The sequence below is a fragment of the Rhodococcus sp. NyZ502 genome, assembly GCF_041464245.1.
Classification (GTDB): Bacteria; Actinomycetota; Actinomycetes; order Mycobacteriales; family Mycobacteriaceae; genus Rhodococcus_F; species Rhodococcus_F qingshengii.
Map to the genome: position 1 here is coordinate 5,168,325 of NZ_CP167155.1, position 23,485 is coordinate 5,191,809.

Genomic DNA, 23,485 nt, shown 5'->3' on the forward strand with positions numbered 1-23,485 from the left:
TGCTCACAATCCGAGGATCGAGGAGGCAATGATGGAGCGCTGCACCTCACTTGATCCGCTGTAGATGGAAACCTTCCGGTAGTTCAGGTAGCGCGGCGCCGCCTGCTGCGCCCACTCCGGCGAGTCGATCTCGGCCGTGTTCACCGGCAACGAGTCCGGACCCGCAACATCCATCAGCAATTCCGTTGCCGCCTGCTGCAATTCGGAGCCACGGAGCTTGAGCAGCGACGATGCCGGATTCGGCTTTCCGTCTGCCGAACTCGCCACAACTCGCAGTTGAGTCAGATCCAGTGCAAGCAGTTCGTTTTCCAACTCAGCCAACCGAGCCGCGAACAACGGATCCTCGAGGAGTGTGCCTTTTCCGACGCGGACCTCCCGCGCCTTCTCTTTTGCCGTGGCGACAAGGGTTTTGGAGAACCCGACCCGTGTGACCCCCGTGCGTTCGTTGCCGAGCAGGAACTTGGCGTAGTCCCAGCCCTTGTTCTCCTCGCCGACAAGATTCTCCGCAGGTACGCGGACGTTGTCGAAGAACACCTCGTTGACCTCGACGCTGCCGTCGATCAGTTTGATGGGGCGAACCGTGATGCCGGGAGTTGCCAGATCGATGAGCAAGAACGAAATTCCGGCCTGCCGCTTCTGGGCACTGGCATCTGTGCGAACCAGACAGAAGATCCACTCGGCGTGCTGAGCGAGAGTAGTCCACGTCTTCTGACCGTTGACGATGTAATCCGCGCCGTCACGGACAGCGGCCGTCTTGAGTGAAGCGAGATCCGAACCGGCTTCTGGTTCCGAAAAACCCTGGCACCACCAGATATCGGCGTTGGCCGTAGCGGGGAGGAATTTCTCCTTCTGCTCCTGCGAGCCGAAGGTCGCGATGACGGGCCCAACCATGCTCACGTTGAACGGCAACGGGTTGGGTACCGACGCCAACTGCATTTCCTCGGAATAGATGTGGCGCTGTACCGGAGTCCAGTCCTTGCCACCCCATTCGACCGGCCAGTGCGGAACCGCCAGTCCGTGTGCGTTCAGAATCTGTTGGCCCGCAACGATGTCTTCACGCGTCAGCTTTCCGAATCCCGCTGCACGTGCTCGAAGTTCGGGCGAGAATTCGGTGGTGAAGAACTTTCGCATCTCCTCGCGGAACGCAACTTCCTCAGTGGTCAGTTCGAGATTCATGTGGAGTCTGCTTTCTTCTTGCAGGATTTCAGAACAAGATTCGCGCGACGGTCTGCGCAACGACGGCAGGTTTGCCCACGCCTTCGATCTCGACGGTGTTGGTGATCTGACTCTGTAGTGAACCGTTCGGCAATTCTTCGATTGCGGAGAGCACTGCGGTATTTCGAACCTTGGCCCCGACTGGCACCGGACTCGGGAATCGAACCTTGTCGGACCCGTAGTTGACGACCATTTTCGCGCCGTCGATGCGATACACGGACTTCGACAGAAGCGGCAGGAGTGAGAGCGTCAGATACCCGTGCGCAATTGGTCCACCGAAAGGTGATTCGCGCCTGGCTCTTTCGTCGTCGACATGAATCCACTGATGGTCACCGGTCGCGTCGGCAAATTGATGGACCATCTCGCGGGTGACCTCGACCCACTCGCTCGAGCCCAGCGTTTCACCGACCGCCCCCAGGAGATCGGACTTGTTCTCGAACACCCGTGTCATCTGATCCTCCACGTTCCCGAACACTGTTAGGTTAATTGGATAATAAACTCACAGTGTAAGGTTGTCCAGTACTCAGACGAAAGGTTTCTGTGCGATGGCGCGACCGCGGGTTCCACTACTGAGCAAGCCGATCATCAGGGACACCGCCCTGAAACTGGTCGACGAGAACGGTTTGACCGACTTCTCGATGCGCAAACTCGCCACCGTCCTCGGCGTGCAGGCACCGTCGCTGTACAGCCATTACGCCAACAAGGATGAGCTACTCGACGACGTCGCGAACGTCATCATGGAGTCCGTCGACGTGAGCGGCTTCGACTCCGACGATTGGCGCGGCGCGCTACGCACGTGGGCGCGGTCCTACCACGCCGCCCTGGGCAAGCATCCCAATATCGTTCCCTACTTGGCCTACGGTCCGAGCGTCAGGCCCATCGCCCTCGATCGCGCGAACGCCATCCATGGCGGACTGGTGCGCGCCGGATGGCCGCAGCGCACGGCAACGCTGATCGGCGCTTCCGTCAAGTACGTGGTCATGGGCGCTGCGACAGCGACGTTCTCCGGCGGATTCGTGGACGATCCTGCGATCTACGCCGAGCGTTACCCGCACCTCACGCGAGCACATCTGTTGCGTGAGCGTGCCACCGAGATCGACGGCGCCAGCTTCGAACTCGCACTGGAATCCCTGCTGGACGGACTGGAAGCCAAATACGCACTGCTGCAGAGAACTACAGAGCAACCTCCTCGAAACTGAGGGTTGTTACCGTCGATCAAGCGCGCCGAGCATCGCGACGAAGGCCGCCTGACGATCCCCCAGAGCGGCGAAGAATTCCCGGTCCGAAGATTCCACCGCGCGGTTCGCCCTGCCGGCCAAGGCCGCACCCACCGGCGTGACGGCAAGCGAGCGAGCACGAGCATCGGTCGGATGTGGACGTCGTTCGACAAACCCCTTGGATTCGAGGGTCCGAATCACCTGTGACGTCATCATCGCGTCGGTGCGCGCGTACTCGGCAAGACCGCGTTGAGTTATCGGCGTCTCTGCATCCAGCCAGGTCAGTGCGGCGAGCAGAACGAACTGCACGTGGGTCAGGTCGAAAGGTCGCAGCGCCGCGCGAATCGAGGCTTGCCAAGCATTGGTGACACGCCACAACATCAGACCGGGACTCTCGTCCGCGTCCTCGAAGTCGGTTTCCAGTTTCTTCGCCACAGCGCCAGTGTGTCAGCTCGTCGTCGAACGCAGAACCTCGACGTCGTTGTCATCCAACGGAATCAAGCCACGCCGGAGTTGATACCCCCAATTCGGTGCAGAGGTCAATGCCAATCGACTCCGGACTGCGTCGAGAGGAACGGGGTTGAACTGTTCGTACCGAACTCGCCGCCGAAACGGCTTGAAACACCCCTCGTCCGCCTGCCAGATCTCACCCTCTTCGATCACACCGAGAGCTGTGAACTCGCGCAACGGATCTCGGTCGCCCATGGACTCGACCGGCGAATAATAGACCAGCACGTCACCTGCTTTCATCCGTACCAAACCAGCTCTCTTTCCGTGCCCGATCTGTGCGATACCGAGATCCACTGCGCGACGCACATGTTCGGCAGAGACAACCCCTAACCAGGCATTCATCGCCGGCCCCCTGGCGAACCGAAAGCACATTCATTCATGCATTTAGTATGCGCGCTTATTATCTTTCACGCAACAGATCCACTCTTGAACGTGTTCAACTCCAGGGCGTACGCTGCACTTGAACATGTTCAAAGAAGGAGTGTCGATGAGTAGTCGCGGGATCGAGACCAGGGAAAAGCTGGTGGAAACAGCATTGCGGCTCTTCCGCGACGAGGGCTTCGCAGCGACGACCATGCGCAAGATCGCCAATGAGGCAGAGGTCTCGCTCGGGAACGCCTACTACTACTTCGCCAGTAAGGACGAACTGGTTCACGAGCTGTATCTCGTCATCCAACGCGATCACCGCGCGCGGGCGCTTCCACTCCTTCGCGAAGGTGGGTCACTGACAGAAAATCTCAGGATTGTTCTGCACACCGGACTCGATGTCATGGGGCCCTATCACGGCTTCGGCAGCACGTTTCTGCACGTTGCCCTGCCCACCACATCACAGTCCAGCCCGTTCTCGGCCGAGTCGACCGATGCGAGATCGATGGCCGTCGATCTGATGCGTGAAGCACTGGCGGCGTCGAAGCAGAAGACGCCGGCGTCATTGGAGACCCAGCTCCCCACGCTCTTGTGGCTCAGCTATCTGGGCGTGACGCTGCACTGGGTCACCGACGCGTCTCCGGGGCAAACTCGTACCCGATCCCTCGTCGACGGCCTGGTACCGATCATCGCGAAAGCGCTCACCCTCGCCCGGCTGCCAGTGGCACGAGGTCTGGTCGGCGATGTCGCCGCCCTGATGACAAAAGTCGTTTCTGCAGAGGGGAACACAAAACCATGAAGACCGTTGTTGTCTGTGGTGCGTCGGGTTACGTAGGCCAACACCTTCTTCGAACGCTCGAATCCAACGGGGTCGACGTTCGGACGATCGGCCGGGGAGGAACGAGCGATGCCACGTGGTCCGACGAGCACGGCGTCGCCGATGTACTCAGCGGCACGGATCTGCTCGTCAACCTCGCCGGCCGCTCCGTGAGCTGCCGCTACAACAAGCGCAATGCCGACGACATCTTCTCCTCCCGAGTGGAAACGACTGCACTGTTGGGTCGTGCGCTGACCCGCACGCCGCAGCCACCCTCACTCTGGGCGAATGCCAGTACCGGCACGATCTACCGAGACGCACGAGATCGACCGATGGACGAGAAGAACGGAGAGCTGGGTAAGGGATTCTCCGTAGCGGTCGCGCGAGCGTGGGAACACGAATTGTTCTCAGCCCCGACGCCTGTTCGCAAAGTGGCACTTCGGATGTCGATCGTCCTCGGAGCCGGCGGTGGGGCGATCAATCCGTTCGTCAACCTCGCCCGAATGGGCTTCGGCGGACGAATGGGCGACGGCCGACAGATGTTCAGCTGGATTCACATCGCCGACGTCATTCGCGCGATCATCCACGTCTACGAGAATCCGGAGATCTCAGGCCCGGTCAATATCGCATCCCCGTATCCGGTAACCAACACCGACATGATGCGGATGGTACGAGCGAAACTTGGCCGACAATATGGGTTTCCGACGCCGGGCTGGATGCTCGAGTTCGGCGCACGAATCATCCGCACCGAGGCTGAACTGGTAACGAAGAGTCGCTGGGTTTCACCAGGGGTGCTCGCGGACAGCGGCTTCCAGTATCAATTTCCGACGTTGGAGTCTGCGCTGAACCAGATCGCTCAAGAGACCCCGCGAGGGTTGCTTCCGGTTTCACTCGGCTGAAGTTCGGCTGCGATCGCAACCGCTCGCACGATATCCTGCTCGAGCAGATAGTGATTCAGTGCAATCGCAGCCTTTGATCCGGCAGCGGCGGCGGTGATCAACTGCGCCGGAGAATCCGACACATTCCCCGCGGCCCAGGCTCCAGGCACACTTGTGCTGCCTGCAGGATCAGTTACCACCCGACCATTTTCGTCGGCTTCACACCCCAGGTCAGTCAACAGATCGCCTCGCGGAACAAACCGTGGGCCGACAAACACTACGCTTCGCGGAATTACCTGACCGGAGGCCAGTTCGACGCCGTCCAATCGACCATCGCCAACCGACACGCCAGCCACATCGCCTTCGACAATGCGAATCCCCCTGGCAATCAGCCGCTCCCGTTCGGCTCCCGTCAGCTCGATACGGTTGGGAAAGAAGACGACATCCTCCGACCATTGGCGCACCAACGACGCCTGATGAATGGTGAACGGCCTGTTGTCACCACCGAGCACACCGATCGGGGAATCTCGAACCTCGTATCCGTGACAATAGGGGCAATGCAGAACATCGACTCCCCACCGATCGTGCAGCCCAGCGATGTTCGGCAGCTCGTCACGTAACCCCGTGGCCACCAGAACAGTCCGTGCCTCCAGCTGCGCGGTCGCATCGGTTTGCACAAGAAATCCACCGTCATCCGTGCGCTCGATTCGGATTGCGGTGCCAGTCGTCATTTCGCTGCCGTACTCGAGAACCTCCTTGCGGCCGGCCGCAAGTAATTGCGTAGGACTCTCACCATCCCGCGTCAGGTACCCGTGCAGGTGCTCGGAGACACCATTGCGCGGGTTACCTGCATCGACGATCATCACTCGCCGCCGAGCCCGAGCCAGAACAAGCGCGGCACTCAACCCCGCCGCACCGCCACCGACAATCACCACGTCGAACCTCATGTGCTCCCCCAGTCCGCAGATCGTCCCACCCGAGACGGTGGCTATTCTGGCAATCTAGCAAATTTGTTTACCGGTTAACAAAGTTGAGGAATCGTGAACGAACCAACACTCCGCTCCCGTACCTGCAACCTCTGGGCCGAAAACAATCCCGACCTCGACACCTCGCCCATGGAAGTAGTCGCGCAACTCAAACGGATTACGGCGCTTCTCGAACTAGCAGTCGAACCGGTATACCAAACCGCGGATCTCACCGTGTCGGAAGTGGAACTGCTTGTGCCACTGCGATACGCCGAGGAACCGGTCACCGCGATTCGTCTCGCCGAACGCCTCGGTATGTCTCGGGCCGGGGTCAGCAAGGCACTCGCGCGACTCGAGAAGCGAGGACTCGTCTCCCGCACAAGCAATCCCGAAGACAGGCGATCTGCACTGATCACGATGACGGTCCAGGGAAACGCTGTCGTCGACGACGTCTTTCCTCGCGAACTCGCCGCTCACGGTGAATTGTTCACCCAACTCGGCCGGGACCGGGGGAAGGTCCTTGCCGCACTCGAGCGACTGGCAGTATCCATGGAAAGTGGGCTCGATCGGATGAGCGATGCCCGTTCGCGTACCTGAGTCGCCCAATTCCTGTATCGAACTGACGTCGGCGCACTAGATATCGACGACGAGGCGTGCGATGAGTGAGCTGGCTTCCTGGGAAGCGTCGCCGCCCTCGGTCAGATGACGCTGCGCCTCGGGAAGTTCGCGGCCATGATGTGCCATGGCCTGCGCATACAGGCGGCCGGCGCGGTACGACGAGCGAACCAACGGACCGGCCATGACGCCGGCGAAGCCCAGCTCTTCTGCAGCCTTCGAGTGTGCGACGAACTCCTCGGGCTTGACCCACCGCTCGACGGGGTGGTGCCGGGGCGAGGGGCGCAGGTACTGGGTGATGGTGAGGATGTCGCAACCGGCGGCGTGGAGATCTGCCATCGCCTCGGTGACCTCTTCAGGGGTTTCGCCCATGCCGAGGATCAGGTTGGACTTGGTGACCAGTCCGTAGTCGCGTGCTGCGGTGATGACGTCGAGGCTGCGCTGGTACCGGAATGCCGGACGGATCCGCTTGAAGATGCGGGGGACGGTCTCGAGGTTGTGTGCGAGTACCTCGGGGCGTGAGGCGAAGACCTCGTCGAGCAGTTCGGGCTTGCCGTTGAAGTCCGGAACCAGGTTCTCGACGCCGGTGCCCGGGTTGAGTTCGTGGATCTTGCGGACGGTCTCGGCGTAGAGCCAGGCGCCGCCGTCGGGGAGTTCGTCGCGGGCGACGCCGGTGATCGTGGAGTACCGAAGGCCCATGGCCTGAACGCTTTCCGCGACGCGACGGGGCTCGTCGCGGTCGAGAGCCTCGGGCTTGCCGGTGTCGATCTGGCAGAAGTCACAGCGGCGTGTGCACTGCTCGCCGCCGATCAGGAAGGTGGCTTCGCGGTCTTCCCAGCATTCGTAGATGTTGGGGCAGCCCGCTTCCTCGCAGACGGTGTGCAAACCTTCACGCTTGACCAGGCCCTCGAGCTCCGTGTACTCGGGGCCCATCTTTGCTCGGGTCTTGATCCAGTTGGGTTTGCGTTCGATGGGCGTCTCCGCGTTTCGGATCTCGAGACGGAGCAGCTTGCGCCCCTCCCCGGTGGTTCGATTGTCGTGCGTCACGACTTTCCTCCAAGCATTCGTTGGGTCTCTGTCATCGCGTGAGCACAAAGGATGCGGCAAGGTGACTGCCTTCCAAGGCTGCAACTGCGCGGGTGATCAATGGTGTCACCAAGGCCGACACATCGCCGAATCTATTTGTGCTCGAGAGCCATTCGCGTCTCTCATTGCACAGTTCGAGCACACGTGCAGCAACCTCGAGAAACCCCACCGAGTAGAACCACGGCAACACGCGTGTATCGACATCGAAGGTAACTGACCTTCGATACCGGGACAACAACTGCTCGAATGCCGGGTATCCGAAATGAACTGAAGGGCAACCCGATACAACGCTGGGAATTCCTCTCAAACCTGCCCAGAAAACGTAAGCGATACCAACGTCCAACAGCGGGTCACCGAAACCTACTCGACGCCAATCTGTCACTGCGCGCAATAGTGGGGAGTCGGTGAGGTCGAAAATCGTTCGATCCAGACGATATTCGCCGTGGAGCAAGCAGGGCTTCTGCGGCGCCGGCACCGATCGCGCGAGGGAATCGAGGAGCGCGTTCAACGCCGGCCTCACACTCAATTCGTGCCGAGCGAGCCTTATTCCAATCTCGGACAAGTAGTTGTGCAGTTCCCCGCACATCCCGGGGAGAGCACTCACACCGTTGAGGCCGACTTCGAGCGAATGAATCCCGGCAAGCGTGTCGGCAAATGAGTTCGCTACCAGTCTTCTCGCGCCGATCTCGACGTCGGCTAACTGAATGTCGGTCCGGAGAGATGATCCATGCACCCGTCGAGAGACGACCAATCCAGAGACTTCGTCCCGGTAGACAAGGAGAGGTACTGGAATGCTGCTCTTTTCGAGCATGTGCAGCGCAGTGGCCTCCGCTCGAATTCCTCGTGTTCCAAGACTGTCATCACTGCTCGACGAACAGCGCAAGATCCATGCTCCTTCACCGCTGGTCAAGGAGTAGGCCTGACCCGGCGGCGAACTGGAAACCTTATTAGCACTGAATCGCGAGTACCGATCCAACTCGCCACAGTCGATCAGACGCCGTCGAATCTCACCGATATCGAATGGGAGTTGCATTCCCACCAGTTATCCCCATTCGGCATCGATTCGTCATTCGTGAAACCCGGACCGCTATCGATGAAGGCGCAATTCTCGTGACGCGACGACCATCCGATGAACCTCGTCAGCGCCGTCGATGAAACGCATGGTCCGAGCCTGCGCCCACAACATCGCCAGCGGATAGTCTTGCGTCATTCCGCCAGCGCCGTGCACTTGAATTGCCTTGTCGATCACCCAACCCACAGCATCCGGGGCAGCCACCTTGATAGCCGAAATTTCCGTACGCGCCTCACGCGCCCCAACTGTGTCGATCAACCACGCAGTCCGCAGAACGAACAACCGCAACTGATCGATCTTCACACGGGACTGCGCAATCCAATGCTGAATGATCCCCTGATCCGCCAAAGACCTACCAAAGGCCTCACGCTCGTTCGCCCGGCGGCACATCAACTCGATCGCACGCTCTGCCATCCCGATCATGCGCATGCAGTGATGAATGCGCCCCGGACCAAGCCTGGCCTGCGCCAACGCTTGCCCCCGACCACGCTCGCCGAGCATGTGGTCCTTGGGAACAAGCACGTCCTCGAAATGCACCTCCGCGTGACCGCCATGGGCACCGTGAGTGAAGCCGAACATCTTCAGCCCCCGGACAATACGCACGCCGGGAGTCTCACGCGGAATCAGAACCAAACTGTGGCGCGACCGCGGATCCGCATCAGGATCTGACACCCCCATCACGATCAACAACGCACAATCGCTGCTCATCGCGCCGGTCGACCACCACTTACGTCCATTGATCCTCCAACAATCACCCTCATCAGTGATTGAGCAGGTCAAGTTCGCGGGATCAGACGACGACACATCCGGCTCCGTCATGCAATACGCCGACCTGATGTCACCGTTCAACAACGGATCGAGCCACCGATGTTTCTGCGCCTCAGTCCCGAACAGCGTCAGCAACTCCATGTTCCCGGTATCGGGCGGGTTGCAGTTGAACGCTTCCGGCGCAACCTCAGGACTCCAACCCGTTACCTCGGCCAACGGTGCGTACTGCAGATTCGACAGTCCCGCACCACGCGGATCGTGCGGAAGAAACAAATTCCACAACCCCCGCGCCTTCGCGTGTTCCTTCAGCTCCGCCATCACCGCCGGACGCTCCCACTGCCGATCCCCTACTTCCGGGTTGTCGTGGAAGAAATGCTCTGCAGGAAAAACGAACTCGTCCATGAATGCCGACGCAAGTTCCTTCAAATCAATAGTCTTCGCGTCGAACTCGAAGTCCATGTCACACACCTTCACCCTTCGTGGGCCGAGTACGACCGAGATCAGAAATTACTGTTTGACAACAATTTTCGGCTACGCAAGTGCCGAGAGCCCGCGCTCTGCCAAAGGAACGACCATCGAGCCGATGTCCTCGAAACCGTCGCCGACTGTTTCCCCATTGACGAAGCGAAGATGGATGCCTTCCAGAATCACTGCCATCTTGTAGAATGCAAAGCCCGAATACCACTGCAGCGCATCGATATCGAACCCAGTGCTTAGGGAATATCTTTCGACAACGTCGTCGAACGAGGGGAAACCCTCATGCGCAGAGGGTGTCCCGGCAATCGGATTATCGATACCTGCCCATCCCGACCAGAACAGATGGATTAAACCCAAGTCTGTCAACGGATCACCCAGTGTTGACATCTCCCAATCCAGCACTCCGACGATGTCCGACGGGGCACCTAACCGAACAATCATGTTGTCGAATCGAAAGTCGCCGTGGACGATCGAGGTTGCAGACCGCCTCGGAATCGACGACGCGACCCTTACCCCTAGTTTTTCCAACATCGGAAGATCGCGGGACTTCGACGACGCCAACTGCTTACTCCAGCGCCTTACCTGCCGCTCGAGGTATCCCTCCGGCCTACCGAAACCAGACAAACCCAGGCTACGAAAGTCTTGCGTATGCAGAGCAGCCAGGCAATCGACGTAGCGAAACGCCAGCTCGGAGCGATTGCTCTGGTCCACGGAAGCGAAGTCGTCATCGGTTCGCAACACCTGACCTTCGATCTTGTCCATGACGTAGAAACTTCCACCCGATGTCGCGTCGAACTCCTCGGAGAACACGATCCGCGGAACCGGGACAGCACTTTCCGCGAGGGCTCGCTGAACGGTCACTTCCCGACCCATGTCGTGAGCAGTCTCCAGACGGTGACCGATCGGCGGACGACGCAGAATCCATCTTCTCGACTTACTCGCCAACTCGAACGTCAGGTTGGATCGACCGCCTGCCAATAGTCGCACAGTCAGTTCCTCGCCCGTACCCAACTCGCCCATCTCGACCAACCTGGACCGAACCAAGTCGGCGTTGAACTGCTCGCTCTCCGCTATTGATTCAACCTCATTCATTACAACGTCCTCATCCCATAGTCCGTTACTCGACGCCACAACGCACCACACCCGCACCGGCGGGCAGGTCGGGCCGAACCAAAACCTTCACGTGCTCTATCTCGTCACCCGCGGCCGGGCGCAGCGCAGAGAACACCTCACTCACCGCATCCAGCCCGGCAAAGCCCGTGACCATCAATCCCGGATCGAAACGACGCTCCACGATATGTTCGAAAGTTCGGGAAAACGCTTGGTACGTATGTTCTCCACGCCCCGGACCACCCACGAATTCCAAACTCACATTCTTGAGAATCCCGATTACGGGTCGAATCGACTCGTGCTCCATTGCCGATCCGACAATCACAATGCGTGTGAACGGTGGAACGACAGACATCAAGGAACCCAGTAGATTCCGCGCTCCGGATGCTTCGAAGACAAATACTTCGGTATCTGCCGGAATCATTCCTGCAAGTGTGCTCAGTGGATCCGAGTGCCTCGGATCGACTGCCACATCGGCCCCGTACGCCAAAGCCACAGTTCGTCGAAGTTCCGAAGGGTCGGATACGACGATGGGGTGAACGCCACGTTGCGCCAATTCGATGACTGCGCCGAGTCCCACAGGCCCGCAACCGGTCACCACTGCGGCGGCGCCGGCAACGATTCGTGAACGCAGCACGGCGTTAACACCAGTAGCGAGAGGTTCGGTCACTGCAGCGGTAACCGGATCCACGTCCGGAGGGATGTGCAGGTGCCCTCCAGCCTGGATAACAACCCTTTCAGCCAGCCCTCCCGGCTTCGAATTGCAGTATCCGACTGTATGAGTCAATCCATCGTCGTCAACGACCCACGGCAGAACCACCAGACGGTCACCGACTGCGTAGTCGACCACTCCGGTTCCCAACTCGGTCACCGTTGCAGTGAACTCGTGTCCGAATACAACATCGTGCGCCGGATCGAACAGCGCTCCCGGCACGTCCGCCTCACGATGCGCAGCCAGGAAATCATCGGTGTGCTGCCAGGCCGAAAGATCACTGCCGCAGATCCCGGTGGCTATCGGCTCCACCAGAAGCTGATTCGGTCCCGGTGACGGCTCCGGAATGTCGGCAAGTATGACGTCTCCACCTCGAAGCACTGCTGCCCTCATCTGATGTCCTCACGTCGAGAAGTGCCTACGATTTTGTCGGCCATTGTTCGAGATACTTCTGTACGGACATCAGCGTGCGCAAGGCTTCGGCGCCGTCGAATGCCCTGTGGTCGAAGGTCAATCCGAGTCGTGCAATGGGCCTGATGGTGAGGAGCTCGGATTCACCGTCGACGCTCTTTCGCGCGACGGGGGTACGCACGATGGCTGGGAGACCGATCGAGGCAACTTGCGGACGAGTGAGGATCGGAGTCGAGACCACGCCGCCGACACTTCCCGAGTTGCTGATCGTAATTGTTCCGCCCGAAAGATCCTCCGGCTGCGTGGAACCCGAGAGTATCGCACTACTGGTCGCGACTATTGCGTCCGACAGTGCCTCCAGTTCGAGATTCTGCGCATCACGTATGACGGGGACGATCAGTCCGTCCGGAGTGTCCACGGCAATTCCCAGGTTGACAGTGTTCCATCGCACGAGGTGCTTGTCCGTGAACGTGGCATTGGCATCCGGGTGGTCTGCGAGCGCCCGGCACAGTGCGTGACCGACAAAGGGAAGGAAACTGAGTTTCCCTTCACCTCGAGCTGATCTCTCACGGTTGATCTTCGCTCGGGCTACTGAGACCGCAGTGAAATCGACATCAACCTGCGCCGTCAATTGAGGAGCCGTATTCCACGATTCTGTCAGATTCTTGGCGATTGCCCTACGCAGGCGAGTGTGTTCGATAGCCGTGTAGGTCACCGCCTCGTATCCGGCGGGAATCGCCACGGTGTCAGCATCTTCCGGTACTCGATCCCTGGCTCCCGGCAAGAATTCGCTCTTGCTCTCCAGCGACATATCAGTCGAGCCCGAATCGAGGCGGAGGCGTCGACTTCCTTCGGGCGGACGATTGACCGGAGAGAACCACGACGCAGCCAACACCAGTGAATCGTTGGGTGGGCGAGAACCCTCGGCGGCGACTGTCGGGGCCGCGCTCTCGAGAGCCCGATCCGGCGAAATCGGGAACGGACCCGATGTCGGCGCCGCCGGCGCGACATCTTCACCGACTGCATCTTCACCGGCAATGGCTTGCGCGACGGCTACCGGGTCGGCGTCGAGTGAGGCAAATCGAGCAATGACGTCACCGACAGGAACCTCCTGATCCACTGCGGCAACGTAGCTGATGAGGATTCCCGAAGTTGGCGAGTCGACTTCGGTGTCGACCTTGTCGGTCGACACCTCACAAAGCGGATCGCCCTCGGCGACCCTGTCCCCAGGCTTGAGCAGCCATTCGGTGAGCAACGCGAATTCCACCGACCCCATGTGGGGCATGTGGACGTCGAATAGTGTGAGCATGGTGAATGTCCTCGTAGTCGAGTAATTAGTCGCGAACCAGGTGACGGGCCGTCTCGATGATGTCGGAAACACTTGGGAAGCAATGATCTTCGAGGAACCGACTCGCCGGAATCGGCGCATCCACAGAACCGAGACGCGCGATCGGAGCGTGGAGCCAGTAGAAGCAACGCTCCTGGATGAGCGCAGCGATCTCGGCGCCAGGACCAGCGGTTCTCGGCGCCTCGTGAACGATCATCGCCCGCCCGGTCCGCATCACCGACGCGATGATCGTGTCGTGGTCCAGCGGAACCAGCGTCTGCAGGTCGACGACCTCGAGTTCGATACCCTCCGCAGCCAGCACGAGTGCTGCTTCGAGCGAGCGAGGCACCATACATCCATAGCTGATGACGGTCACTGTGTCGCCACGCCGTGGAATCGATGCTTTACCCAAGGGCATTACGTACTCGGGATCGGTGAATACCTCACCCCGTTTGAAGTTGAGCTGCTTGCTCGGGTAGTACAGAACAGGATTTGGGTCCCGGATTGCGGCCTTGAGTAGGGCTTTCGCGTTGGCAGGATTGGACGGGACAACTGCTTTGAGTCCCGGAAAATGCATCGGTAGCATCTCCATCGAACCCGAATGTTCTGGTCCTGCACCACCGCTCGGCCCGATCGGCATGATGATCACAGCGGGAAGTTCGAATTGACCACCGTGCATATGGCGCCACTTACCCAGTTTCTGAAAAATCTCGTCCCCGGCGATCAAACTGAAGTCTGCAAACCCCAACTGAACGATCGGACGCATTCCGGTCATGGCGGCACCGGCAGCTGCACCCACCATGAATGCTTCGGTGATTCCGGTGTTTCGGATCCTGTCCAGGCCGAATTCCTCTACCAGGCCTCGGGTTCCGCCGAAGAACCCGCCTGAGGCAATGTCCTGCCCCATGAGAAACACCGAGGGGTCACGGCGCATCTCTTCGGCAATCGCCGCACCCTGTGCGGCCTCGTAGCTTTGCACCGTAGTTTCCGGAGCCGTGCGGTTGACAGACGTGTCGTCAGTGATAGTCATGCAAAAACGTCCTTCATGATAACGGAGGGGTCAGGCAAAGGAGCGGCTTCTGCCTCGGCGAGCGCTTCGGCAACTTCCGCACGCGCTGCGGCGACGATCTGGTCGGCCAGCAAAGCATCGAGTCGAGAACGCATGATGTCCAATGGATCTCGGTACGTCGACAGGAAGTCTTCCGGGCGATACTTCTGCGCGTCACCTTCCCAGTGTCCACCGACACGGGTGACAACTGCCTCGATCAACGACGGCCCCTGACCATCGCGAGCTCGATCAATCGCAGCCTTTGTCGCATGGTAGACAGCGACGGCGTCATGACCATCGACGCGAACGCCGGGAATCCCGTATGCAGTCGCGCGTTCGGCGATAGTGCGTGTCGGACTCACAGATTCAAATGGGGTGGTTACCGAGATTCCATTGTTCTCACAGAAGTAGACCAGCGGTAGTTTCCACCGCGATGCCTCGAGAAGAGTTTCATGGAAGGTGCCACGTGCCGCCGTCCCGTCGCCGAAGTCCGCCAGCGCAACTTGCCCAGTGCCTCTCATTTGCGCCGACAATGCCGCGCCTGCTGCCACCGGATACACCGAACCCAGCGTCGCACCCTCCCCCATGATTCCCAGCGCCGGATCAGCCCAGTGAGGAACGCCGGCACCCTTTCCGCCGGTAGAACCTGTCACTTTTCCAAGCAGGTCACCGATGATCGGCCCCATCGTCATCCCTTTGGCAAGCGGCCATGTGGCTCCTCTTCCCTGATAGAACAGATAGTCGTCGTCTCGCATCGCTGCCACCGCTCCAGCGACAGCACCTTCCTGCCCTTTGCCCGGATGCCAAAATCCGGCAAATCCGTGGTCCCGGATGTGAATCTGCACCGCGTCCTCGATCGCACGCGCACGGGCCATGACGGTGAAAATGTCGATCGCCAACCGTGGGTCGAGGGACTCCGGTTCCACTACTTCGGTCAGCTGTTCGCTTGTGTGCGTGGCCATTCCGATCTCCTTCTGACAGTCCGACATGCAAGTACGAGGTTCGCGCCTTTGACAACCCGGCATCGATTGCCATTCGTGTGGCTGCTGTCACATCACCCTATGTGGATCAAGTGATTCAATCAAGTGCATTCTCTAAATCGACTGAGATCTACTCAGACATCACCGGGTCAGCAGGCCGGAAATCAGGCCGCGACATCGCGATATGATGGGGTCAACAAACCGAAAGGTTGCGGAAATGCCACGATCCAGTCCACGCGACGGCGCAGCAACTCGCCGTGCTCTGATCGACTCAGCGGCAAAGCTGTTCGCAGCAGAGGGAGTCGAGGCCGTCTCGATTCGAGCGATCAATGCCGAAGCCGGATTGGGAGCAGCATCCGCGCACTATCATTTCGGATCCAAGGACGCGATCCTCGACGCCGTCCTCCTCGACTCCGGCGCCGAAGTACTCGCACACATTCATCGCCTGGCCAAGAACATGGTCGATTCCGACACCGTTCCGACAGCGAGGCAGATCGTCGATCTCCTGGCACTGCCGTATCGCCAGTTCCTCGATCAGGAACCTGACAAAGGTGTTCGGTGGCTGACTATTTGTGGACAACTCAGCCTCGCCAACGATCCTCGGCTATTCCCCGTCAAGGACGACACAGCAGAGTTGCTGCGCAAACTACTCGAACGCGCCTACCCCGCAGCCGACGACACCGCGATCGAACTGAACTGGTCACTCACCGTGAACACGCTGATCGTGATGGCGGCACGATGGTCGGACGCAAGCATCGAGGGATCTCGCGCGCTGTCCAACGGTCGATTCGACACACTGGCGGATTTTGTCGCAGGCGGACTCGAGTCACTCATGGATCCAACCCGGACCTAGCTTGCGGATGGATCTTCCCAGGTAGGGTTGCGGATCCACCATCCACAGAACGCGCCGTCTCCGTGCGCGCTTTTGCAATTTTCTCGGGAAAAATTTAGTGGATCACTTGACAGAATCAATCGATCCATTTTACTGTGCCTCACATCACAAAATGCTTCAGTGGGTCTGCACACTCGCCGCGCCGACTGTCCCGCTCACTGCCCCGTCTTCCCGTCAGAAAGATGCAGGAGCCACGATGACCGCTCCATCCACGGATAATCCTTCCTCGACTCCATCGGAATCTTCCTCCGCAAACCCCACTCTCGCGATAGAAGGCGTGGGAAATCGATCAACCGCCGGCTGGGTCGGAATCCTCCTGATCCTCTGCCTTCTGTCCGAAGAAGTCGCATACGCGTTCAATCTGGTGACGCCCGCACTCCCCAGCATGGCTGGTTCATTCGAGACCTCGAACATCGCTTGGGTGTCAACACTGTTCACACTCTCCGGCGCTATCAGCGCACCGTTGATCGGCAAGCTCGCAGATCGAGACGGTAAGAAGAAATGGCTTCTGATCGCAACCGCCTGCATGGCAACAGGCTCGCTGATCGTCGCAATCGCGCCGACCTTCTCCGTAGTACTAGTCGGTCGTACCGTCGAAGGACTCGGTCTTGCAATCGTGCCGATAACCTACTCGCTGATGCGCGACATCTTCCCGAAGCGGATGCTGGCGATGGCGGTCAGCATGACAACCGCTGGAATTGGTGTCACCACGATCACCGGTCCTGTCATTGCCGGAGTTTTGATCGACAATTTCGGATTCCGCGGAGTGTTCTTCGCATTGGCACTCTTCCCTGTGCTCTTGGGTGCCTTGGTCATGCTCGTTGTTCCCGAGTCCCCGATCCGAGTGAAAACGTCCATCGACTGGGTTGGTGGGATCATGCTCGGGCTCTCGATCGCACTCCTCCTGTACTGCATCGGCGAAGGCGGAACGTGGGGTTGGACGTCGTGGAAGACACTTCTCTGCGCCATCGCCGCGGTGGCAATTTTCATCGGATGGGCTCGATACGAAAAGCGAATCGAGAACCCACTGATCGACATTGCGGTGCTGCGTGGTCGCGCTGTCGTGACGACACTGGTCGCGCAATTTACCGGCCAGGCCGTCATCGTTCTCCAATTCGTCTTGTTGTCCTTCATCGTTCAGACACCCATCGCCCTCGGCGTTACCTACGGGTTGGGGGAAAGCGCAAGCTACATGGCGCGGTTGACCACACCGGCCGGCGTGGCCACCGTCGCAATGGGGTTGCTTGTCGGCATAATCGCAGAACGTCGGGGCGCACGCCTGCCGAACTGGATCGGCTTCGCCTTGATGGCGATCGGCTCCGCATCACTCGCCCTCTCCCACAAGGAATTCTGGCCGATACTGTTGGGATACTTGGTATATGCATTCGGGGCCGGTCTGATCAGTGCGGCAATACCCAACCTGGTGATCGCCGCCGCGCCGGTTCGACTGCAGGCCGTCACAGCCTCGACGGTCAATGTGGTGGGATCCGTCGGCAGTGCTGTTGCTGTACAGATTGGTTTTGCCATCCTCGCCCTGAACATTGCAACGGTTGCCGACGGAACGCCTATTTACGCTGGAATTGGCTACACAACAGTCTATTTCGTTGCAGCAGGTCTGGCGATAGTCGGACTCGCCGCGACTCTCCTCATGCCGCACGGCCGAAAGCCCCAGTCTGTGGAAGCACTGACCTGATCTGAATCGACTATCTGAGAATTATCGTGACCTCACACTATGACGTCGTTGTCCTCGGAGCCGGCCCCGGTGGGTACGTCGCTGCTATCCGCGCGGCACAACTGGGCCTGAGCACCGCCATCATCGAGCAGAAGTACTGGGGCGGTGTATGCCTGAATGTCGGCTGCATTCCGTCCAAGGCGCTTCTCCGTAACGCCGAACTCGCGCACATCTTCACGAAAGAAGCGAAGACGTTCGGCATGTCCGGAGACGTGTCCTTCGATTTCGGCTCCGCTTTCGATCGCAGCCGCAAGGTCGCGGACGGGCGAGTCAAGGGCATTCACTTCTTGATGAAGAAGAACAAGATCCCGGAGTACGACGGCAAGGGCACGTTCGTCGACGCCAACACCATCAGCGTGGAGCTGAGCAAGGGTGGCACCGAGACGATCACGTTCGACAACGCGATCATCGCGACCGGTTCGTACACCAAGCTGCTGCCCGGCACCTCGCTGAGCGAGAACGTCGTGACCTACGAAGAGCAGATCCTCACCCGTGACCTTCCGGGTTCGATCCTCATCGTCGGTGCCGGCGCGATCGGCATGGAGTTCGGTTACGTCCTCAAGAACTACGGCGTCGACGTCACGATCGTCGAGTTCCTCGATCGGGCACTGCCCAACGAGGACGCCGACGTCTCGAAGGAAATCGCCAAGCAGTACAAGAAGCTCGGCGTCACCATCAAGACCGGTGCCGCTGTGCAGTCCATCAGCGACGACGGCAGCAAGGTCACCGTCTCGATCAAGGACAACAAGTCCGGCGAGATCGAGACCGTGGTCGTCGACAAGGTTCTGCAGTCCGTCGGCTTCGCACCGCGCGTGGAGGGCTTCGGTCTCGAGAACACCGGTGTGGCGTTGACCGATCGCGGCGCCATCGCGATCGACGACTACATGCGCACCAACGTCCCGCACATCTTCGCCATCGGTGACGTCACCGCCAAGCTGCAGCTCGCGCACGTCGCAGAAGCTCAGGCTGTCGTCGCTGCCGAGACCATCGGCGGCGCGGAGACGCAGACACTCGGTGACTACCGGATGATGCCGCGTGCGACGTTCTGCCAGCCGCAGGTCGCCTCGTTCGGTTTGACCGAGGAGCAGGCCAAGGCCGAGGGCTACGACGTCAAGGTCGCGAACTTCCCGTTCGCTGCCAACGGCAAGGCACACGGTCTCGGTGACCCGACCGGTTTCGTCAAGCTGATCGCCGACAAGAAGTACGGCGAACTGCTCGGCGGGCACCTCATCGGACCGGACGTTTCGGAACTGCTGCCCGAGCTGACCTTGGCCCAGAAGTGGGACCTCACGGTCAACGAGTTGGCACGCAACGTCCACACCCACCCCACACTCAGTGAGGCACTGCAGGAAGCGATCCACGGCCTCGCCGGCCACATGATCAACCTCTGAAGAACTCCGATCGATCAGAAAGTAGTAGACCTCAGTGACATCTACTGGCAGTACTGAAATCCACGCACTCCCAGTCACCGATCCACCTCGAGACTCCAATCCCTGGGTCGCCATGACTGCGATCGCACTCGGCGTTCTCATCGTTTCGCTCGACGGCACGATAACGGCAGTGGCCAATCCGGTTCTTGTCGTCGATCTAGGCGCGAGTCTCTCTGGTTTGCAATGGATTACCAACATCTATCTGCTCGCGATGGCGGCAACGCTTGTTCTCGCGGGAAGGTTGGGCGATCGCTTCGGACGACGATCTGTATTCCTTTCAGGGATCGTCGGTTTCGGGCTGGCATCAGCGGGAATTGCCCTGGCGCACAGTGTAGAAATGGTGATCTTCTCGAGACTCGGCCAGGGAATTTTCGGCGCACTGATCGTCACCAACGCTCTGGCGTTGCTTCGGTCCCTCTTCTCCGAGGCAACACTTCCGAAGGCGCTTGCGGTCTTCGCATCGCTGATCGGCGCTTCATCCGCCGCCGGCCCCCTGATCGGCGGATTGCTGATCGAGCACACCAGCTGGCGATGGGCCTTCTTGATCAACGTCCCCGTTGCGGCGATTTCCCTCGCTACAGGATTGTTTCTGCTCCCCAAGGGCCGGGTCGTACGGACTGTAAAGTTCGACGTCCTGGGTTCGATCTTGCTGACGAGTTCACTCCTCGCCATAACCTATGGACTTATAAAAGCCCCCGAAAGTGGTTGGACTGATTGGCATGTCATCGGGTGGCTGGTCGGTGGAACCGTCACTGGTTTGGCCTTCGTAGAAGCGGAGCGACGCGCATCGGATCCTTTGGTGCCGCTTCGGCTATTCGCTGACCGGTCAATCACACTCGGAGTCATCCTGACAATCATCTCCTTCTTTGCGCTGGTCGGCTCACTGTTCTTCATTCTCTTGTTCTTGCAACAGATCAACGGTGACTCCCCCATGGCCGCTGGACTCCACATCCTCCCGATGAGTATCGCGAATGTAATCGCTTCGAGCAGTTGCGGTTGGATCATCAAACGGTACGGCGCACGTCCGCCCTTGTTTATGGGAATGTTGCTCAGCGCAGTGGGATTCCTACTGTTCACCACCATCGAACCACACGGAAGCTACCTTTCTCTGGCCATTCCGTTTGTGGTACTGGGCCTGGGAATCGGGTTTGTGATGACTGCGTCAGTCCAAGCGATCCTAGGGAATGCGAACGTCGCAGACGCCGGACCTGCCGCGGGCGTCCATCAGACCTCACTTCAAGTTGGCGGTATCCTCGGAACTTCAGTGCTCGGAGCCGTGATGGCGGCGGCATCCGCAGCAAAGTTCCACGAAACACTACTGGGCAACGTCATTCCCGACTTCATAGTCGATCGAGTCTCGGAAGATGCGGTTCGCGCCGTCGCCCAGGGCACCACACCAGTCGTGACAGAAATTGACCCGGCTCTTTCCCTCACACTGCGATCAGCGACAGAGACTGCATTCATGTATGGGCTGCAGACGACGATGTGGGTGGGCGCCATCGTCTCCCTGATTGGCGCGTTCGTCTCGATCGGAATCAGAAGAGGGCGAGTCACGAAAACAGCCACTCACATCCACTGAACGGATCACTCCTGCTCTCCGGTCCGCCCGCCGTACGTCGCAATCTTGTACTCCGTCGCAGCCAAAGACAACGTGAGCTCCTTGATCTGCCGACGAACGGTGTCCCGGTGCTCGAGCAGCATGTCGAGCCTCTCCGGAACTGTCCCTTCACCGGCGTCGACCAGTTCGACGTAGTGCTGCAGGTCGCGAATCGCCATACCTGAAATACGCATGCGGGTCAGAAACACCAGCCTGCGAACAGATTCCGGACCGTACACACGATGTCCGCTCGAGTCACGATCGACCTCGACCAGACCGATCTTCTCGTAGTAGCGCAGCGTATGTGCCGAGACATCCAGCAGGTCCGAGACTTCGGCGATCGACATCGGCTCCTGAACGTCCCCTGCATCGACGAGTCGGTGAATCACCTCGATCGACATGGGCCCGTCCACTTCCCCAAGTGCCTCGAGTGCCTTACGCATCAAGTCTTCCGTAGCCATGACTCTCAGCCTAGAACGGGCGGACAGGGCCGGCAGCATCCGCGAAGTCTGCACTGCGAGCCAGGTCGGCCCAGACGCATACCTCGGCGAGATTCTTCCGATACGACGCGGAGACACGCTCCACGGCTTCCTTTCCGAGTGGCAGACGAAGTGGCACATTCTCGCTGTGCACAAGCGAGGTGATGATCTCTGCTGCTTTCTCCGGATCACCCTCCTGAACACCGTCTGCGGCCGCCATGTCCCGCAGAACGGGATCCAGCAAATCACGGTATTCCGATGATGATTCGGCGAAGCTCAGAACGCCAGGCGTGTTGAATGCTGTACGGAATCGGCTGGGCTCGACGATCATCACCCGAACGCCGAACTGCGCGACCTCACCGGCGAGAGCCTCCGACCAACCCTCGAGAGCGAACTTCGACGCCGAGTACGCCCCGACACCGGGAAACGACATACGGCCGCCTTGACTGCTCATCTGCACGATCGTCCCGCTGCCCTGCACTCGCATCGACGGAAGGACGGCGCGCACCAACGCGGCGGGTCCGATCAGGTGCAGTTCCATGAGATCCCGCAAGGTCGAATCGTCCACCATCTCCGCCGCGCCGACCATCCCACGACCGGCATTGTTGACCAGCACGTCGATGCGACCGAAACGCTCGAGCGCATATTCGACGATGCTGGGTGCCGCCGCGGTGTCGCGGACGTCGAACGTCACCGCCGAGAACCGATCCGGATTCGCCGACGCAATATCTGCAACGGACTCGGGACGACGAACTGCAGCGACTACCGCGTCCCCCGATCGAAGTGCAGACAGTGCGAGTTCACGGCCGAAACCCTGAGAAACTCCAGTGATGATCCAGGTCTTTGTTGTCATGGTCGGCAACGCTAGGGGTTAGAGCGCGCTCCAACGCAAGCCTGTGGTTCTACCGCCGAACTACACGCCGGCCCACACCGGTCGTTCCCCGCGAAGGAAACCGTCGACGCCGGCTTTGAAGTCGTCACTGCTGTAGATCATGCTCATCAGATCATCGTTGTCGGCAATCACTCGGGTTCTGATGCGTCGCAGGGACTCCCGAATAGTCCAGACGGTCATCGGGGCGGCGGCAAGTAGATCGCGAGATACCTGGGCAGTCAGGGGCGCGAACTCGGACTCTGTTGCACAGTCGCTGAGGAAGCCGCTCCGCAGAGCCTCGCCACTCGACATCACCCCAGCCCGAGCGATCAACGACATCAGACGCGAACTGCCGATCCTGTCCGCCAGCAACGCCACGGAATGGATCGACAACGAGTTTCCGAGTGTGCGCGCGATCGGTAGGCAGAAGCGTGACCCCTGCGTCGCGATCCGCACATCGCACGCTGCCGACAGCAACAGCCCTGCTCCCGCGCACACACCGTCGATGACCGCGAGGGTGGGAACCCTCACTTTCTCGAGTTCGGTCAGTACGCCGACGAACCGGCTTTCGTAGTCGAGCCCGTCGTGAAAGCTCGAGAAGGTTTGAAAGTGGCCAATGTCGGAGCCCGCCGAGAACGCCCCTCCCCCAGCACCTCGGAGAGTGAGTAACCGAATCTCGCGGTCGGAGTCGGCGCGCCGGCAGGCTCCGGCAATGGCGTCGTACATCTGCGGGGTCAATGCGTTGCGCTTTTCCGGCCGGTTGAACACGACGTCGAGGGTCTCGCCACGACGGATGATCAAGATTTCTTCGTGCGTTTCAGTCATGACACTCACGTTACTTCCGGTAGAGAAAAGTCGAAACACATTGCACTTGAATATCTTTGCGAATTCTCGATGCAAAGTTGCAGAT

The 23,485-nt window shown here is 59.6% G+C and carries 24 protein-coding genes; 8 read left to right on the plus strand and 16 right to left on the minus strand.

What is annotated here, in order from left to right:
* Positions 1–3: 3 nt before the first annotated feature.
* Complete coding sequence (locus tag ACBG85_RS23800; protein ID WP_209909822.1) at positions 4–1,176, minus strand: acyl-CoA dehydrogenase family protein; 1,173 nt, start codon at positions 1,174–1,176, stop codon at positions 4–6.
* 28 nt (positions 1,177–1,204) lie between these two features.
* On the minus strand, positions 1,205–1,666 hold the full coding sequence (locus tag ACBG85_RS23805) for a MaoC family dehydratase (RefSeq protein ID WP_047271233.1): 462 nt from the start codon (positions 1,664–1,666) through the stop codon (positions 1,205–1,207).
* 94 nt (positions 1,667–1,760) lie between these two features.
* Between ACBG85_RS23805 and ACBG85_RS23810 the strand changes: the two genes are divergently transcribed.
* On the plus strand, positions 1,761–2,414 hold the full coding sequence (locus ACBG85_RS23810) for a TetR/AcrR family transcriptional regulator (protein WP_047271168.1): 654 nt from the start codon (positions 1,761–1,763) through the stop codon (positions 2,412–2,414).
* Between the two features lie 6 nt (positions 2,415–2,420).
* On the opposite strand, the gene ACBG85_RS23815 is transcribed toward ACBG85_RS23810, so the two are convergent.
* Positions 2,421–2,867, minus strand: a complete 447-nt coding sequence (locus tag ACBG85_RS23815; protein ID WP_003940281.1) for a MarR family winged helix-turn-helix transcriptional regulator — start codon at positions 2,865–2,867, stop codon at positions 2,421–2,423.
* 12 nt (positions 2,868–2,879) lie between these two features.
* On the minus strand, positions 2,880–3,284 hold the full coding sequence (locus ACBG85_RS23820) for an EVE domain-containing protein (RefSeq protein ID WP_030535154.1): 405 nt from the start codon (positions 3,282–3,284) through the stop codon (positions 2,880–2,882).
* 145 nt (positions 3,285–3,429) lie between these two features.
* Between ACBG85_RS23820 and ACBG85_RS23825 the strand changes: the two genes are divergently transcribed.
* Positions 3,430–4,107: a TetR family transcriptional regulator gene (locus tag ACBG85_RS23825; RefSeq protein WP_007731336.1), complete on the plus strand. Its 678-nt coding sequence runs from the start codon at positions 3,430–3,432 to the stop codon at positions 4,105–4,107.
* Positions 4,104–5,024, plus strand: coding sequence for a TIGR01777 family oxidoreductase (locus tag ACBG85_RS23830; RefSeq protein WP_050656413.1), 921 nt, complete (start codon positions 4,104–4,106; stop codon positions 5,022–5,024). The genes ACBG85_RS23825 and ACBG85_RS23830 overlap by 4 nt, the downstream gene beginning before the upstream one ends.
* Here the strand turns inward: ACBG85_RS23830 and ACBG85_RS23835 are convergent.
* The gene (locus tag ACBG85_RS23835; RefSeq protein WP_209909825.1) at positions 4,982–5,950 is read right to left on the minus strand and encodes an NAD(P)/FAD-dependent oxidoreductase; all 969 of its coding nucleotides are present in this window, start codon (positions 5,948–5,950) and stop codon (positions 4,982–4,984) included. The genes ACBG85_RS23830 and ACBG85_RS23835 overlap by 43 nt on opposite strands.
* 93 nt (positions 5,951–6,043) lie before the next feature.
* Between ACBG85_RS23835 and ACBG85_RS23840 the strand changes: the two genes are divergently transcribed.
* Positions 6,044–6,565, plus strand: a complete 522-nt coding sequence (locus ACBG85_RS23840) for a MarR family winged helix-turn-helix transcriptional regulator (RefSeq protein WP_007731333.1) — start codon at positions 6,044–6,046, stop codon at positions 6,563–6,565.
* Between the two features lie 36 nt (positions 6,566–6,601).
* Here ACBG85_RS23840 and lipA read toward each other — a convergent pair whose 3' ends face one another.
* The 8 genes from lipA to ACBG85_RS23880 form a co-directional block, all read right to left on the minus strand.
* On the minus strand, positions 6,602–7,630 hold the full coding sequence (gene lipA / locus ACBG85_RS23845) for a lipoyl synthase (RefSeq protein ID WP_372025121.1): 1,029 nt from the start codon (positions 7,628–7,630) through the stop codon (positions 6,602–6,604).
* 31 nt (positions 7,631–7,661) lie between these two features.
* Positions 7,662–8,702, minus strand: coding sequence for a phosphotransferase family protein (locus ACBG85_RS23850; protein ID WP_372027904.1), 1,041 nt, complete (start codon positions 8,700–8,702; stop codon positions 7,662–7,664).
* A gap of 54 nt (positions 8,703–8,756) precedes the next feature.
* Positions 8,757–9,968, minus strand: coding sequence for an acyl-CoA dehydrogenase family protein (locus ACBG85_RS23855; RefSeq protein WP_209909834.1), 1,212 nt, complete (start codon positions 9,966–9,968; stop codon positions 8,757–8,759).
* Between the two features lie 72 nt (positions 9,969–10,040).
* A complete protein-coding gene (locus tag ACBG85_RS23860) occupies positions 10,041–11,078 on the minus strand; it encodes a phosphotransferase family protein (RefSeq protein ID WP_083056707.1) in 1,038 nt (345 codons plus the stop codon).
* A 25-nt stretch (positions 11,079–11,103) separates the two neighbouring features.
* On the minus strand, positions 11,104–12,201 hold the full coding sequence (locus tag ACBG85_RS23865) for an alcohol dehydrogenase catalytic domain-containing protein (protein ID WP_083056705.1): 1,098 nt from the start codon (positions 12,199–12,201) through the stop codon (positions 11,104–11,106).
* Positions 12,202–12,226: 25 nt separating this feature from the next.
* Positions 12,227–13,528, minus strand: coding sequence for a dihydrolipoamide acetyltransferase family protein (locus ACBG85_RS23870; RefSeq protein WP_372025124.1), 1,302 nt, complete (start codon positions 13,526–13,528; stop codon positions 12,227–12,229).
* A 25-nt stretch (positions 13,529–13,553) separates the two neighbouring features.
* The gene (locus ACBG85_RS23875) at positions 13,554–14,576 is read right to left on the minus strand and encodes an alpha-ketoacid dehydrogenase subunit beta (protein WP_007735418.1); all 1,023 of its coding nucleotides are present in this window, start codon (positions 14,574–14,576) and stop codon (positions 13,554–13,556) included.
* The gene (locus tag ACBG85_RS23880) at positions 14,573–15,556 is read right to left on the minus strand and encodes a thiamine pyrophosphate-dependent dehydrogenase E1 component subunit alpha (RefSeq protein ID WP_050656427.1); all 984 of its coding nucleotides are present in this window, start codon (positions 15,554–15,556) and stop codon (positions 14,573–14,575) included. Before ACBG85_RS23880 ends, ACBG85_RS23875 begins: the two co-directional genes overlap by 4 nt.
* A 235-nt stretch (positions 15,557–15,791) precedes the next feature.
* On the opposite strand from ACBG85_RS23880, the gene ACBG85_RS23885 reads away from it, so the two are divergent.
* From ACBG85_RS23885 to ACBG85_RS23900, 4 genes are all read left to right on the plus strand, one after another.
* The gene (locus tag ACBG85_RS23885) at positions 15,792–16,427 is read left to right on the plus strand and encodes a TetR/AcrR family transcriptional regulator (protein WP_228232242.1); all 636 of its coding nucleotides are present in this window, start codon (positions 15,792–15,794) and stop codon (positions 16,425–16,427) included.
* A gap of 316 nt (positions 16,428–16,743) precedes the next feature.
* Positions 16,744–18,159 (plus strand): MFS transporter, encoded by a 1,416-nt coding sequence (locus ACBG85_RS23890; protein ID WP_007735413.1) that lies wholly within the window; start codon positions 16,744–16,746, stop codon positions 18,157–18,159.
* A gap of 26 nt (positions 18,160–18,185) precedes the next feature.
* On the plus strand, positions 18,186–19,589 hold the full coding sequence (gene lpdA / locus ACBG85_RS23895) for a dihydrolipoyl dehydrogenase (RefSeq protein ID WP_047269781.1): 1,404 nt from the start codon (positions 18,186–18,188) through the stop codon (positions 19,587–19,589).
* A gap of 112 nt (positions 19,590–19,701) precedes the next feature.
* A complete protein-coding gene (locus ACBG85_RS23900) occupies positions 19,702–21,207 on the plus strand; it encodes an MFS transporter (RefSeq protein ID WP_037127420.1) in 1,506 nt (501 codons plus the stop codon).
* A gap of 5 nt (positions 21,208–21,212) precedes the next feature.
* On the opposite strand, the gene ACBG85_RS23905 is transcribed toward ACBG85_RS23900, so the two are convergent.
* From ACBG85_RS23905 to ACBG85_RS23915, 3 genes are read right to left on the minus strand one after another with little or no spacing between them, the layout of a single operon-like run.
* A complete protein-coding gene (locus tag ACBG85_RS23905) occupies positions 21,213–21,686 on the minus strand; it encodes a MerR family transcriptional regulator (protein WP_030538051.1) in 474 nt (157 codons plus the stop codon).
* Positions 21,687–21,696: 10 nt separating this feature from the next.
* Positions 21,697–22,557 (minus strand): SDR family NAD(P)-dependent oxidoreductase, encoded by an 861-nt coding sequence (locus tag ACBG85_RS23910; protein ID WP_372025128.1) that lies wholly within the window; start codon positions 22,555–22,557, stop codon positions 21,697–21,699.
* Between the two features lie 60 nt (positions 22,558–22,617).
* Entirely contained in the window at positions 22,618–23,400 is a 783-nt protein-coding gene (locus ACBG85_RS23915) for an enoyl-CoA hydratase (protein ID WP_075834383.1), read from the minus strand.
* Positions 23,401–23,485: the final 85 nt, after the last annotated feature.